This window comes from Poriferisphaera corsica, assembly GCF_007747445.1.
GTDB lineage: Bacteria > Planctomycetota > Phycisphaerae > Phycisphaerales > Phycisphaeraceae > Poriferisphaera > Poriferisphaera corsica.
This window is the reverse complement of the sequence record NZ_CP036425.1, coordinates 42,087-56,599: the sequence shown is the minus strand read 5'-3', so window position 1 is coordinate 56,599 and position 14,513 is coordinate 42,087. Positions and strand designations below refer to the sequence as shown.

The 14,513-nt window shown below is 46.9% G+C and carries 10 protein-coding genes; 6 read left to right on the top strand and 4 right to left on the bottom strand.

What is annotated here, in order from left to right; genetic code table 11:
• The first annotated feature begins 775 nt into the window (after positions 1-775).
• Entirely contained in the window at positions 776-2,908 is a 2,133-nt protein-coding gene (thrS, locus tag KS4_RS00190; protein WP_145072868.1) for a threonine--tRNA ligase, read from the top strand.
• 629 nt (positions 2,909-3,537) lie between these two features.
• On the top strand, positions 3,538-5,796 hold the full coding sequence (locus KS4_RS00185) for a LamG-like jellyroll fold domain-containing protein (protein ID WP_145072866.1): 2,259 nt from the start codon (positions 3,538-3,540) through the stop codon (positions 5,794-5,796).
• 748 nt (positions 5,797-6,544) lie between these two features.
• On the opposite strand, the gene KS4_RS00180 is transcribed toward KS4_RS00185, so the two are convergent.
• Complete coding sequence (locus KS4_RS00180; RefSeq protein ID WP_200761411.1) at positions 6,545-7,378, bottom strand: GNAT family N-acetyltransferase; 834 nt, start codon at positions 7,376-7,378, stop codon at positions 6,545-6,547.
• A gap of 217 nt (positions 7,379-7,595) precedes the next feature.
• On the opposite strand from KS4_RS00180, the gene KS4_RS00175 reads away from it, so the two are divergent.
• Complete coding sequence (locus KS4_RS00175) at positions 7,596-8,396, top strand: N-acetylmuramoyl-L-alanine amidase (RefSeq protein WP_200761410.1); 801 nt, start codon at positions 7,596-7,598, stop codon at positions 8,394-8,396.
• Position 8,397: 1 nt separating this feature from the next.
• On the opposite strand, the gene KS4_RS00170 is transcribed toward KS4_RS00175, so the two are convergent.
• Positions 8,398-9,873 carry an Lcl domain-containing protein gene (locus tag KS4_RS00170; RefSeq protein WP_145072860.1) on the bottom strand — a complete coding sequence of 492 codons (1,476 nt, stop codon included), beginning with the start codon at positions 9,871-9,873 and terminating at the stop codon, positions 8,398-8,400.
• A 139-nt stretch (positions 9,874-10,012) separates the two neighbouring features.
• On the opposite strand from KS4_RS00170, the gene KS4_RS00165 reads away from it, so the two are divergent.
• A complete protein-coding gene (locus KS4_RS00165; protein WP_145072857.1) occupies positions 10,013-10,675 on the top strand; it encodes a MarC family protein in 663 nt (220 codons plus the stop codon).
• Here the strand turns inward: KS4_RS00165 and KS4_RS00160 are convergent.
• Complete coding sequence (locus tag KS4_RS00160; RefSeq protein WP_145072854.1) at positions 10,672-11,085, bottom strand: hypothetical protein; 414 nt, start codon at positions 11,083-11,085, stop codon at positions 10,672-10,674. The two genes, KS4_RS00165 and KS4_RS00160, sit on opposite strands and share 4 nt — an antisense overlap.
• A 204-nt stretch (positions 11,086-11,289) precedes the next feature.
• Here KS4_RS00160 and KS4_RS00155 point away from each other — a divergent pair, with 204 nt between their 5' ends.
• Complete coding sequence (locus tag KS4_RS00155) at positions 11,290-12,312, top strand: hypothetical protein (protein ID WP_145072851.1); 1,023 nt, start codon at positions 11,290-11,292, stop codon at positions 12,310-12,312.
• Positions 12,313-12,813: 501 nt separating this feature from the next.
• Here KS4_RS00155 and KS4_RS00150 read toward each other — a convergent pair.
• A complete protein-coding gene (locus tag KS4_RS00150; RefSeq protein ID WP_145072848.1) occupies positions 12,814-13,689 on the bottom strand; it encodes a PhzF family phenazine biosynthesis protein in 876 nt (291 codons plus the stop codon).
• A gap of 343 nt (positions 13,690-14,032) precedes the next feature.
• Between KS4_RS00150 and KS4_RS00145 the strand changes: the two genes are divergently transcribed.
• Complete coding sequence (locus tag KS4_RS00145; protein ID WP_200761409.1) at positions 14,033-14,482, top strand: NAD-binding protein; 450 nt, start codon at positions 14,033-14,035, stop codon at positions 14,480-14,482.
• Positions 14,483-14,513 lie beyond the last annotated feature (31 nt).

The window sequence follows — 14,513 nt, the reverse complement described above, 5'->3', positions numbered from 1 at the left end:
ACCCTTCCCTTCTATTTGCACCCACCCCCACAAACCGATACCTTGATATAGATAATCATTCAGGAACCGAGCATGACCAAGCGTGTCACCACAACCACCGCGGAAACCACCACAACGACCACGACCGCAACCACGCGCGGCACGAGGCAGGTGACTCACTGATTGATTCCAAAATCACAGCAATCATCAAAAGCCTCGCCTACCAATCGCGAGGCTTTTTTAATTGCCCCTCATTCCAAACTCAAAAACTCCCAGAAATCCTTGAAAATTAACCCCAAACACCGTGCTTCCCAAACCGCACGCCGCGCCGCAACTGATCGCCCCCAATCACGCAACCCGCTCAACCTAAACGGCTTACTCCCATTATTTCATGACCCAATTTCCGGGGGGGGGATCGCACGAAATTTTCGCAAAGCGCGCATCAAACCGCACACAGAAATTTCAATACTCAGATTTCTTACCTAAAACGCACCAAAACTCACCAAACCTAGCCTGTTTAAGATCAAAACCCGTTGTTTTTAGCCGTTTTTAAGCAAAAACGGTCTTGCAGCAGTAAAATACTGACAATAAAACACTTAGCCTGAAAAACAGGCCCAAAACGCGCTTTTGTGCGTACTCCAGCGCCCGTTTACCATACAAACCGTGCGCCCCATCCCCCTCGGAAGTTGGACAACGCCACATCGGCAAAACCAACTTCCCAAACCGCACCACCTCACACAACTCATGCCCAGCACAGCACATACAGCGCAACCTAAAAGATTCGGAGACCGCAATCATGAACATCAATGTCAAACTACCCGACGGCAACTCCGTTGAGCTCCCTCAGAACTCAACACCCTACGATGTCGCCGCCTCGATCGGTGCTGGCCTCGCCAAAGCCGCCATTGGCGCCCGCGTCAATGGCACACTCGTCGACGTAACTTCCCCTATCACAAGTGATTGCGATATTTCCATCATCACCGCGCCTCGCCAGGACAAAAAAGGTAACTCCAAGTTCCGCGACACCGCTCACCAGGACGACGCTCTCTACCTCCTCCGCCACTCGACCGCACACGTCATGGCCGAAGCCATCGCTAACCTCTGGCCAGACACAGAGTTAGCATACGGACCGCCTCTCGAGACCGGCTTCTACTACGACATCAAACTCGACACACCCATCTCCTCAGACGACTTCGCCAAGATCGAAGCCGAGATGGCCAAAATCATCGCAAGTAACCGTCCATTCAAGCGTTACGATCTCCCCATCGCCGAAGGCATGGACAAACTCAAAGCCGAAAACAACAAATACAAAATCGACAACGCCGAGCGCGCCATCGAAGGCGGCGCCCAATCACTCTCATGGTACGTCACCGGCGATCCATCACTCGATACTGCATGCGCAACTGATGATTCTGCAAATACTTCCGAAGGTTACTGGGAAGACCTTTGCCAAGGGCCGCACGTCCCCAATACATCATTGATCGGCGCTTCTAAGGTGATGTCGATTGCCAGTTCCAACTGGCACGGCGACGTGAATTCCGATCGCTTCCAACGCGTTTACGGCACCGCTTTCTTCTCCGAAAAAGATCTCGAAACCTATCTCGGAAAACTCGAAGAAGCCAAAGCTCGCGATCACCGTGTGATCGGCCAAAAGCTCGGTTTGTTTGCGATCGACGATAAAGTCGGCCAAGGCCTTGTGTTATGGAAACCTAAGGGCGGAATCATCCGTGATGAACTCCAAAAATTCATCGGCGAGCATCTAACCAAACAAGGCTACTTCCAAGTGTTCACGCCGCATATCGGGAAACTGGATCTATATAGAACCTCGGGTCACTTCCCGTATTACCAGGATTCGCAGTTCCCGCCGATCATTAGCCGCGAGCAGATTAAATCGCTCGCAGATGAGGGCTGCTCATGTTCACAACTCGCGAATATGCTTGAAGATGGCGACGTTGACGGATACATGCTCAAACCGATGAACTGCCCGCATCACATCCAGATTTACGCATCTGAGAAGCGTTCATACCGTGATCTGCCGATCCGCTTGGCGGAGTTTGGCACGGTTTACCGCTGGGAACAGTCGGGTGAGTTGAACGGCATGACCCGCGTGCGCGGTTTCACTCAGGATGATGCTCATTTGTTTGTGATGCCTGAACAATTGGATGAGGAAGTACAGGGTTGCTTGGATTTGGTGAAAGTAATCTTTGAAACTCTTGGTTTGAAAGACTTTAGAGTTCGCGTCAGTTTACGTGATCCGGACGGCACGAAGTATGTTGGTAATCCTGAGGACTGGGATCGCGCGGAATCTGCATGTATCAAGGCTGCGGAAAGCCTAGGCGTGCCGTTCAGCATGGAGCCTGGCGAAGCGGCGTTTTATGGTCCGAAGATCGACTTTGTCGTAAAGGATGTGATCGGGCGCGAGTGGCAACTCGGTACGGTTCAGGTTGATTATCAGTTACCGCAACGTTTTGAATTGTCTTATGTGGGCAGCGATAACGCGGAACATACGCCGATCATGATCCACAGGGCGCCGTTTGGTTCGATGGAACGTTTTGTTGGCGTGTTGATTGAACACTTTAATGGTTCGTTCCCGCTGTGGTTGAATCCTGAACAGGTGAGGGTGCTGCCGATCAGTGATAAGTTTGTTGATTATGCTGAAGAGGTGAAGGACAAACTGTTTGCTGAAGGTGTGCGTGTGACGATCGATAAGGGTAATGATCGCTTGAATGGTAAGATCAAGGTCGCGCAGGAAGATCGCGTTTGCTACATGCTGGTTGTGGGCAGGAAGGATAAGGAAGCGGGCACGGTGAGTGTTCGTCATCGCAGCGAAGGTGATCTTGGTGCGGTGCCTACGGATGAGTTTGTTGCAAACATCGTGGAAGAGATCAAGACGAAGGCGCTCGGGCCGCTGGTGAAGGCGTCGAACTAATTATTAGATAGTTTGACTATCTATATGACTGGTTGTGATTGACTGTTGTTGATAGATGAAGATTCACAAAGCTTGCCATGTTTATGGTGAGCTTTTTTTATGATTGATTTTTTGTTTGTTGGCACTTTCCGGTGGGCCTTTGAAGGTGTTGGCGGAGGATAGGGAATCTATATTGCTGGAGGAGCGATGATCTTTTCTAGAGCGTCTTGCAGAAATACCTGCCGCGTTGACCAGTCGGTCGTTTCATCAAAATCACAGAACACATGGTTTGGCTGTCGATCGTTGGGATGAGAAATACGGCAAATAATGGTGCAACTTACTCTAGGTCGTGTTTGAGTCTATTTTCGAGCCGCCAAAAACGGCTTATTCAATCATTTGTGTAACTGGATGCGGGGTATGAGCAAAGCGATATTTTTGGTGGTGGGTACAAAAGTTTGTATTTCCATGCCACAAATCATGCTTCTGGTATGGTTTGTTTGTTTATAGATATGGTCAAGCTCTAAAATTGTGCATAATAGCTCAATTAATAGCTTATTTCGCTATTCGTACGTGATGCGCTTCATATTTATTATTTTACAGATGTTTAATTGTTGTTAATACTTACATATGCTTACTAATAAGGTAATCTGATGAGATCGATAAAAAAACTTTATTTCTTATTACTCGCGATATTTGCAAGTGGTTTATCGTCTGGGGTAATCGTGGCGGATGATTATGTCGTTGATAATTCCAGGCACCCGAATTCGATGATTGCGTACTGGCGGTTTGAAGACTCGACTGAATACAGTAATACATGGTCGGGTTATGATTTTTCGGGCAATGGGAATTTGCTGTACGCAACTTCTGTGATTCCTAATCGAACCACAGCGAATGATGCTGGGGGTAGATTTCTTACGGTTTACCAGACTCAAGAAAGCAATTTAACCTATCTGGAAATCAATAGTGATTCACATGTGCTACAGACCAACGCTCAGGTAACGACGACGCATTTTCCAAACCATCCGATACATACAGATGTTGAGAAGGCTGAGTTTAAGGAATTTACGGTTGAGGTTAGCTATAAGCCAAATACGGCGGCTTTGGCAGATCACCGAGTCTTAGTATCCCGTGATGATGTTGAAATCGGGGGATCAGGCAGTTCAAGTGGTCCAGCAAGTTTCTTTGTTGCGCATATGATGGATGGCAGCGTTTTGGCGTATGTCAAGGACGAAAACGGTATTAGTCATAGTGTTCAAACGCCAGCTGGTCATATCACGCCGCCGTCACAGAATGCGACATCGTTCTGGTATGACATCGCGGTGACTGGTGATGGTCAGACGCTCAGACTATATATCAAGGCCAATAATATATCGAATAATCAGCCAGGATTATGGACGGCAAATTACAACAGCAGCAGTAATAAGAAAATACTCGGTTCGGGGGGAGGCGATTCTTATTATTGGCGTATTGGTAATGGCACGTATAGCGGCGTTGAGCAGTACCGGACTGACGGGAAGATTGATGAGGTTCGGATTTGTAATTCAGCACTTCCAGAATCGGCGTTACTGATGAAAAGATATGGATCCGCTGTTGCGGTTCATAAGGCAAGTAACCCGGGCCCGATTCGATCTGTCGCGGAATTTGATGGTTGTTTGTGGGGTGTTCGTCCGGGGCCACATGAAGAGGTCGTTTTGGAGAACGGTGAGTATGTGGTGAAGCCTTTGGGTGATGGCAAAAGTTCGATTCATTTGTTTCGAAGCACAGATAATGGTGTGACATGGCAGCGAATGAGGGATCTTTTGGCGACTAATTTGGGAGCGATTCATGACCCGATGATTTGGGCTGGGAGTGTAAAAAATGGCAATGGCGGGTTGGTCGATAAGATGTTTGTTTCTTATGGCATGAAGAAGCACAACAACACGGTGAACCCCAATAAGCATGTCATTAGTATTAATGAAATTCATAACGCAACAAATAGTGTTTTACCTAATAACACAACAATACCTAGTACTGGGGGGTTGCATGTCGTTGAAGTAGGTGGTACGTATCTCACTGCGGATGGTCAGACAAAATACAGCTTTGTTGGTGCGCCATATTTGTTTCGACGTTCTAATGGTGAGTTACAGATTTATTATGACTATGAGACCACGGATCCGTCATATCTTGGGCATCAGTGGATTGCGATGAAGAATGCTACGTATAACAATGGAATGATATCTACTTTATCGTCACCGCGAATTATTGTGGCGCGGGAGCCTGCGGGTAATGGAAAATTAAGTCGAGATGGCATGGCGTCGGTCGTGATGGTTGAGCCAAACGCGAATGCGGATGGCAATGACAAGATCATGGTCGTGATGGAAGGGGTTAAAAAGCAGGTCTATGGCACAGATAACAAGGAGAATTATTACAATGTTATCAGGTCGGTTACTGCGAATAATGGTGGCAAGTCGGTGAGTGACTGGGTTCATGAAGATCGTCAGATTGTTTACGAATCTTTGTTACGTGACATTGATGGGAGGAGTTATAATGCGTATGTGCCATATGTATTTAAGCATGATCAGACAATTTTTGTTGCCTATTGCACGGATGAAGATTTGTTTGAGTACAGCATGAAACCACGAGATTCGAGTGCAATTCCAGAGTTACGTGTTTCATCGGTTAAGTTCAGTATTATAGATGGTGTTAATCGTATCACTCATCAGCAGAACATGATGCATCGGTTTATTGACGGAATAATCGATGTTGATGATCGGTACTATATTGCTAGTCTTGGGAGCCTAAATACTCGGCCTATCAAAGAGATGTATAACTATGCGCCTGGATTTTTTAAGGGGATTGATGGGAAATTACGCTGCATTGTTGATTTCTTTGATAATGAGCAGCGTGTATTTGAGATCACGTTAAATTAAAGTTGTTCATGAAATGAATGATTAGAAGCATGTCGGACGTTGGCTCGGCATGCTTTTTTTGTGAAGAAGTTTGTTTTGTCGTCGTCTTTAATGGAGCGATGTCCCAATTTTCGGATAAGGATAATCCTGAGTAAATCGTGTATTGATATATGAGATTATGTGATATGTTGCGTAAGTATTGATAGAACTGAGAGATTTTATTATCACATAGAGCGTATTGCGTAAATACTCACTGGTTGACCAAAGGTTCGTTTACGATTTGATGAGGTTTCGTAAGTTATTCTGATGTTTACTTACTTTGGTTAGACCTGTGGATATTCATGCGAACTGCTCTATCGCAAATCGTTTTTCATTTACGATTAAAATTAGGATTGAAGCTCATCATTTTAATGGTGAGCTTTTTTTGTTGTAGGAAGAAGGGTTATGAGGGGATGTGAGAAGGTGAGGGCGCGCGGAGCGTGGCTCCGCGGCTACTTTTGAGATGTTGCACGATTCATAATTGAGGGAGAGAAAGGGACTTGATGAGTGAGAGTTTCCGGCGATCACGGATCGCCGGCTATTGGTGTTGGCGTTACTAATGAAGGAGCGAAGCCGCTACTTGAATTGTAAGAGAGAATTCGATTGGAGGTGGGAGATGGTTTTTTGATTGCAGGCAAATGAATGGAAATTGCAGGACACCCCACGACCGGTGGTCGTGGGCTTGATTTGGATCGGGTGCTTATGCTTGTTCGAATTTGTGGGTAGGTTATTAAGCGTTCCAGATTTGTTTGTTGTATTTAGTGAGATAGCTGATGCGTTCAGTGGGGGCGAAGCCGAGGGATTGGTAGATGCGGGCGGCGTGGTAGGATTCATCGGCTTCCATGACAAGTGTGGTTTGCGGGTTTTGGTTTAAGGCGAGCTGACATGCATGATGGACGAGGGTGGCGCAGATGCCTTGGTTGCGATGGTCGGGGTGGGTTTCGACGTGTTGGAAGCGTGAAAGAGATTGGTTCCAAAAGAAGCCGAGATCGGCGGCGAGCGTGTTGCCCAGGAAAGCACCGAGCCAAATACCTTGATTGTTGTTGATCATGTGTTGCCAATCTTTGATGCGCTGAAGCATAAAAGGGCGGTACAGTTTTTCGTTGTAGGTTTTTGAACCGATGTCGATTTGGAGTTCGGTAACGGCTTGCCAATGCGCGGGAGCGGTGATGGGTTTGATATGGATGTCGGAGTTTGGATGCTTTGGCGAGTTAATGGTGTTGGTTGTGAGAATGATGGATTGCTCGTATTCGTAGTTTGCAGATTCGAAAGTAGCGACGGCTTTGGAAGTGATGGGGTCAGTGAGTGGATCGGCGGGATTAATATCCCACGCGAAACAGCGGTGAGCAGTGAGGGGTTGATCGCTGAATGCTTGATTGGCTGCATCTTCCCAGTTTGTGAGATGGGTTGATGAAGGTGGATGGTTGTAGATGAGAAGGTTGCCTTGAAAAAAAGTGGGGTTTTGTGGGGTTTTAATGATGAGGTGATCGGGCTGATGGGTGATGATTGAATTTTGATTGAAAAAAAGCAGATCTGACTGGAGGCCAATGGAATGGAGGTTCATGATTGTGATCCCGATCATCATTACTGTATGCGATATCTATGTGAATGAGATGATCGCGTAATTGTGTTTTATATGAAATTTTATGCGAATATCTCAAAATTGAGATATGGATAATACTGAGTGATTTTTGTATTGATATATGAGATTGTGTGATATGTTACATAATCTTACTGATGAATGAGAGATATTTTTATTTGTTATTATTTAGGAGTACATGATGCGCATAACTTTGATGAGATGTGTATTGTTATTGTGTGTTTCGATCGTCTTTGGAATGGAGCAAGCGAGAGGATTCGAGGAAGCGGGGAGTGATTTTGCGGATTTGCAGCAAATCCTGAATAAGGGGTGGCAGGAATTTGAATTTAAGGGGGCAAAGAATGCGAGCAATCGATGGGGAACAAAGGTTGATTCGATTGTGATGCATACAACTGAAGGGTCGGGTGTGTATGAGAATACAGTGAGGTGGTTTCGAAACTCAGGTAATAATAGTAATTCTGCGCATTTTGTGATTGCGCGTGATGGTCGTGTGACACAGATGGTGGACTCGACGAGAAGGGCGTGGCATGGGACGTATTACAACCGGCGATCGATTGGGATTGAGATGTCGGGATTTTCGCGTGGTCACGTTGATCCGAATGATGACAGGGTGGATACATGGCGGTATGAGGTAGGAGAGCCCGAGGATGTACATGATCCTACGCCGGGGGATGGGTATCGGTCGAATCTTGATACGTTAGCAGATGTGGTTGCGTATTATGTACAACGATATGATATTCCGCTGATACATCCGGAGGGCGAGGCGGCTTGGCATAAAGAGAATGGGGAAGTTGTTAGGGATATTGATTTTAATCAAGCGGGATTGGTAGGTCATGGTCAGGTGCAGCCATGGAATAGACGAGATCCGGGAGCGATGTTTCCTTGGGAAGAATTGATTAGTCGAGTGGAATCACGGATACCGGAGCCGAGCGTTGGGATACTGATGCTGCTGGGGGGATTGGGTTTGTTGAGGCGGAAGTGAGTTAGCGTCTTTTGCGTGGAGGGGGAGCTTGTTGGTTTGGTGGGCCAGAAGGGGCTTCATCTAGTGTGATGTAGTTGTCGTTATTGCGATCAAGATATTTGAAATGCTGAGATGGGCCGTCGAATTCGGAACGCGAGACTTTATTGTCGCCGTTATGATCAAGACGATTGATAAAATTGTCTAATGCTGGATTAGATTGTTTATATTGTTGTTTTTCTTGCTTGGTGAGTGGCGGCTCAGTGGTTGTGATGTTTGCAGCTCCACTGCGAACAGGACGTACGTAGTTGTAGATGCGGATGACATCGCCTTGCGGACCAAGGCCATGCGGGTAGTCTTTAGGGTTGCCGGATTTGAGATCAGAACGCTGAGCCCCTGCGCCGTGAACATCCATGAGTTTGGTTTTTGAAGTGGAACGCCGATTTTGGTTGGGTGGGCCGCTAGTCATGTAACCGAGAGCGCGGCCGAAAGCGATATAAACGGCGGCTTGCCCGCCTCGTTGGGATTGATGTGTGGTTGAGGTCCAGAATTGTGGGTAGTCGGTTTTGTTGCCTTCGTTTTTAATCGCGGTTGTGTTGAAGATGGGATTGATGGCGGGCGAATGAGTCGCATCGGGTGAGCGGGTGTAGTCAACGATGGATTGTAGTTCTTTGGCGTTGGGGAGGCGCCAATCTTTTTGATCTGCAAGATTGAGCTTGTTGCAATATTCGAGGGCTTGCTGCCAAGTCATAGGTTTGTCAGAATCATTTTTAGCCCAGGTTAGGCCGGTCGCAAGGTCGGTAATGGTGCCGTCGTTGTTATCGATGAAATGATTTTTGCCGTAGTCGGGGTTGCTGCGGACGTAGCGGACGAGGCGTTTTTGGTTGGGGTTGTGAGGGGAGGTTTTTGGATAACCTTTGATGCGTCCATCGGCGAGGTTGAGGCCGAAAACGGTTTTGTTGCCATGCATGGTAGTGGAGGTGTATTGAGTCGAAGACCAGAATTGTACGTCGATGATGCGCTCGTTGCGCGAGGTGTTGCCGAAAGAGAAATCAAAAAATTGGTCGTCTATGAATGGGATAGATGATGAGGATGAGGCTTGTGGATCGGGATCTGTGCCGGAGAAAAGAATGAGGGAGTAGAGTTCTTTGATCGTTGGGAGACGCCAATCGGAATGACTGGCAGTACGGCATTTGGCAGCCCCGGAAAGGGCTTGCTGGTAGGTAGCGCGTTGATAGGATTGTTGCCACATGAGGCCGGTGTTTAGGTCGGTGATGGTGCCGTCTTTGTTATTGCGGTAAGCAGGGGTGAGGCCGGTATAGTTGGCGTCTTGGCCGAAGAATGGCTGATTGGGTGATGGGATGGAGATACGGCTGTGGTTATCGAAAGAGCGGATCTGGTTGGTGTCGACGATGGGATAGGTGAGTATTGCGGCGGGTTGAGCATGGGTGGTGTGAAGGAGCAGTAAAACCGTGAATAGGGTAATGAGAATATGCTTCATAGAGATCTCCTTAAAGGGAAGAACGTGGGTTGGGAGACAATATTGCATGTAAGATGAGGAGAGGAGATAATGTATGACCAGATCTAACTTCGGGTTAGTTTAGGCCTCGTGCAATTGTGATGAGAGAATGGAGATTGTGATGAGTGTTGGTGAGTATTTAAATTTGTTCGTAAACAACTATATTAAGTTTTTCTTTTTGTTGACGCCGTTTGCGGGGGTGTCGATTTTTTTGGCGATGACGAAAGATCAAGGCGTATCGAAGCGGCATCGAACGGCGCTGAAGGTTACGGCGGCGGTGATCGTGTTATCAACGACTTTGTATTTTTTCGGTACGTGGATTTTTGGATTGTTTGGGATCACGATCGATGCTTTCCGGATTGGCGCAGGGGTACTTTTATTTTTGTCGGGAATTGAGCTAGTTAAAAGCAGTCATCGGGCTGGGCAGGTTGGTGTTGAGACTGAAGGGATGGAGGAGACGAGAATGGGCAAGAGTGGGCATGATGAGGGGGAGTGGGTGGTGCCGTTGGCGATACCGATTATTGTTGGACCGGCGACGATTGGCGCGATGCTTGTGATTGGTTCTGAACTGGATACATTACAGGAACAAGCGGTGGGATATGGGGGGCTGCTTGGTGCGATATTGACCGTGGGATTGCTGCTGTTTGGAGCAAGTGTTGTGGAGCGAGTCATTGGTCAACGGGGTTTAACGATTTTTAGCAAACTTACAGGTTTGGTGTTTTGCGTGTTAGCGGCACAACTGATGATGGCCGGTGTGCGAAACTTTTTAATCGTTAGTTCTTAAAGAGGAAGGGTAAGGTAAAAGTTGAGAAGTAGAATTGAGAAAAAGAACATGGTGATAATGTATAAGCAGGTAAAAAGAGCAAGAGGTTTGCGTTGGTAATCTTGATCTGTCAGCGCGACGATGGAGATGAAGAGGGTTGGGATGAGGATGAAGAAGTTGAGCAACTGAACGTAAGGGATGAGGGTGAGGAAGGTTGTGATGAGGATGATGGATAGGAAATAGGGTGTAAATGGGGGTGGCTGAATTTTGACTTGTTTGGGATTGATATAGGTTTGTGGATCGGAAGGATCAAAAGGTCGGCCACATTCGGGGCAAGAGGTGGTGGTGAGGTAAGCGAGATTGTAATCACAAGTGATGCAGTTCGCGGGTGGCTGGAGAGGTTGATTGGATTTGTTTTTGATTCCCGGCATATGGGTATTGTCTCAGTAGTGAGCGGGTTGGGCAAATTAGAATCGCTAAAGATAGTGACTCAAAGATTTTAAAAGAAAAAAAATATTGCAGTATGGGAATATGATGCGTACGAAGGGTGTTGTATGTCCGGTGATTCTATCAATGAGTAGTTTTCAATAACGGCTGCGTTCGCGGGCCAGGGTTAAGTAACAGGAGAACAACGTATGTGTTGTCAATTGAAGCCCAGCTTAAAATTGCTGGTTGTCGGTATGTTTATGTTTGTAGGACTTTTTGCGATCAGTGGTGTGGCGATGGCGCATTGCGGATCGTGTGATGGTAAGGAAGCTGCGGTGGAAATGCATCACGGCGGGCTGCATGAGAATGACGGCAAAGGTGACCGGGAAAGTCACGATGAGCATGATGAACACGGGCATGCTGAGAGTGGGGATCATGACGATGGACATGCTGAGAGCGGCCACACCGAGAAGAGCAAGTGTAAGGCTGGATGCACGTGTGCGAAGTGCGAAGCTAAGAAGGCGGAAAAAAACGAAGATTGTGAGATTAAGAAATGTCCACTGAAAGCTGCTGAGAAGGAACATCATGATGAAGATGGTGATGCGAAGGTTGCTTGCGGTAAGGAATGCAGTGGCGCGACCTGCACGAAGTGCATGCCGAAGGTAAGCGGGTTTGATCAGGTGGGTGTGGTCAAACAGTTGACAGGTTTTTTTGATGCGGCGGATAATGAAACACCAGCTATGCGCAAGTTAGACAAGCTGACGGATATGGTTTTGGTTACTGAGAAGGGTGTTTATCACTTTATTGAGACGCCGGATAATAAAGCGGCATTGTCTAGTGTAGAGATTGGCAGCATGGTTGCGGCAAAAGGTAAAGCATACAACCATGGTGGTTTGGTGTATCTCGATGATGTGAATGTGTTAAGTCAAAAGGAAGCTAAGAAGCAGAAGATTGATACTTCTAAGTATGAATCAATTGATGGCATAAAAGTAGTTTTGGAAGGTGTGAATGGTTGCCAATGCCAACTCGATGTTGATGAATTACCACATAACTGCAAGCTTGGTCACCTGCATCATTTGCAGGATGAAAAGGGAAGAATATTTAACTATATTCCGACCGCAAAGTCTGCTGATTTAATTCAAGGTAAACAGGGAACGCATGGCCAAAAGATAAAAGTTGAGGGTTTGCGTTTGCCTGGGAATAGTTTGCTTGTAACCAAGGTTGTTCAATAGGTATCATGATGATTGAGAGTATAAAACCTATCATTTAGGCTGGTAAGTACCGATTGAATCAAGTATACTAATCGAAGAAAATAAGCCTGTTGATTGGTGATGGGAAGCCAAACGGCAGGAGAATAACAGCATTTTGCCCCCGGAAGGCGCTTTACTGGCATCGTTCAGTAAGGCGCTTTTTTTTGTTTCATCAACATGCAGAACTATAGAACAAACGCTATTTGATTCGCATTAATTAGTACATGTTTAGGCAACATTTAAATAGCGATTTGATAGCGCTGATGAGAACGAATGATGATTAATAAGGGCGCATTAAAATTATATATGAAATTACGGGATTTGTTTTTATCTCTAACGAGAAACAATTGCCGTTATTAATAAGTTATTGCTCAATAAAATTGGGCTGGTATTGAGAAAACGTTTACATAAGAAATAACTTAACTGTAGCTGAAGAATCACTATCGACCCGATGGTTTGGTTGGGCACTGAAATGTTGTCGAATTAGAGGATGAGATTGGCATTGAAGATGGTTGTTGCATGACCTGCAATTTCGATGCGGTGTTTATTGTCATGTGATTTGCAATGAAGGTTGAGCAGGCCGCCGCGTGATGAGGCTTGATAAGCGACGAGCGGATTTTTATTTAGTTTCTTTGCCCAGTATGGAGCGAGTACACAATGAAGTGAGCCGGTGACGGGGTCTTCATTAATACGCAAGGCGGGGGCGAAGAAACGTGAGACAAAATCGTAATCAGTGTTGGGATCAGCTGCAGCGGTTACGGCGATACCACGGGATGCGAACTGAGCGAGTGCGTGGAAATTTGGAGTGAGATTTCGTACAAGTGATTCGGATTTGAGTTCAAGGAGGATATCCCATGAATTTTTGAATGCGTTGACGATCTCGGCTGAGGTGATATTGAGATGTGTGATGAGTTCGGAGGGTAATTGGTCAATGGGGAGTGGTTGGGGAGTATCTGCGGGGAAATCCATCAGGATTTGGTTGTGGGTCGTCAGTGAACAGGTAAGCTGACCGGCGTGCAAGGTTTGGAAATGCAGCGGTTGATGTTCAGGATGACGCTCGGTTTGGTAGAGAATATGGGCAGATGCGAGGGTGGCGTGGCCACAGAGTTCGACTTCGGCAGCGGGGGTGAACCAGCGAATGAGAAACTGGTTTTGAGAATCTCTTGAGAGTGGCTGAAGAAACGCGGTTTCAGATAGGTTCATCTCAGCGGCAAGGTTTTGCATCCATGCATCATTGATATGTGAGGGTGAGCGTTCCTTTTCGGGGAGCACGCATACAGCGGCAGGATTACCGGCGAATGGAGTCTGGGTAAAAGCATCGACTTGATAGAGAGGAAGCGATGTTAGCGAGTTAGGCATAATGGGAACCTTTCTAGAGCGTTTGGCGTCAATACTCACTTGTTGAGCAGAAGGTCGATGACGATTTAATGAGGCGTGGTAAGCTATATTGCTGTTTACTTACTTAGGCAAGACCTGTGAATAATCACGCAAACTGCTCTATGAGATGCGATATTGTATGTTGATATGGATGAGAAAGGCTAGACAGTTGGTGTGGAGTTGAGAGAATGGCAGGGTATTTGTTTGGTTATCAGTCATTTTTGAGCGTCTTGCGTTATGACCTTCCGGGTTGACCAGTTGGTCGTTACGTATTGAATGCTTATACGGCATAATGATACAAACTGCTCTAGAGGAGACTAAGCGTGTGAAAGAAGCGAAAGGACATCAAGCAGGAACGCAGGGCAGCGCGATTGTTGCGGGGTATGGCCCGGCGGGTCGGATTGTTGGCGAGCATTTAGAGGCGAGCGGATATGCGGTCACGGTGGTGGATACGAATCCGGATACGGTATTGATGCGATTGGAGCGGAATAAGGGAGCGAAATTTGGAAATATTCTGGATGAGGGGGTCTTGCGGAATGCGGGGATTATGGAGGCTGATGTTCTGGTGATTGCGATCCCGGATGAGGGGGATGCGATTGAAGCGTGCCGCATTGCGAGGAAGATGCGAGGGGATTTGAAGATTGTGGCGAGAACCAATTTCCTGAGCCGCGGGTTGATGGCGGGCGAGGCGGGGGCGAATGAGGTTGTAGTCGAAGAGGTGGTGACTGCTGAGGCGATGCGTGATGCGGTAAATCGGTTGATGGATCGCGCGTGAGCGGGATAAAACGGGGATTTATATGCGAATA

What these genes read in the sequence shown, in the direction of transcription:
- KS4_RS00150 (WP_145072848.1), bottom strand. Translation starts at nt 13,689, where the DNA reads ATGCCTAACTCGCTAACATCGCTTCCTCTCTATCAAGTCGATGCTTTT.
- KS4_RS00165 (WP_145072857.1), top strand. Translation starts at nt 10,013, where the DNA reads ATGAGTGTTGGTGAGTATTTAAATTTGTTCGTAAACAACTATATTAAG.
- KS4_RS00170 (WP_145072860.1), bottom strand. Translation starts at nt 9,873, where the DNA reads ATGAAGCATATTCTCATTACCCTATTCACGGTTTTACTGCTCCTTCAC.
- KS4_RS00155 (WP_145072851.1), top strand. Translation starts at nt 11,290, where the DNA reads ATGTGTTGTCAATTGAAGCCCAGCTTAAAATTGCTGGTTGTCGGTATG.
- KS4_RS00160 (WP_145072854.1), bottom strand. Translation starts at nt 11,085, where the DNA reads ATGCCGGGAATCAAAAACAAATCCAATCAACCTCTCCAGCCACCCGCG.
- KS4_RS00180 (WP_200761411.1), bottom strand. Translation starts at nt 7,378, where the DNA reads ATGAACCTCCATTCCATTGGCCTCCAGTCAGATCTGCTTTTTTTCAAT.
- thrS (WP_145072868.1), top strand. Translation starts at nt 776, where the DNA reads ATGAACATCAATGTCAAACTACCCGACGGCAACTCCGTTGAGCTCCCT.
- KS4_RS00175 (WP_200761410.1), top strand. Translation starts at nt 7,596, where the DNA reads ATGCGCATAACTTTGATGAGATGTGTATTGTTATTGTGTGTTTCGATC.
- KS4_RS00185 (WP_145072866.1), top strand. Translation starts at nt 3,538, where the DNA reads ATGAGATCGATAAAAAAACTTTATTTCTTATTACTCGCGATATTTGCA.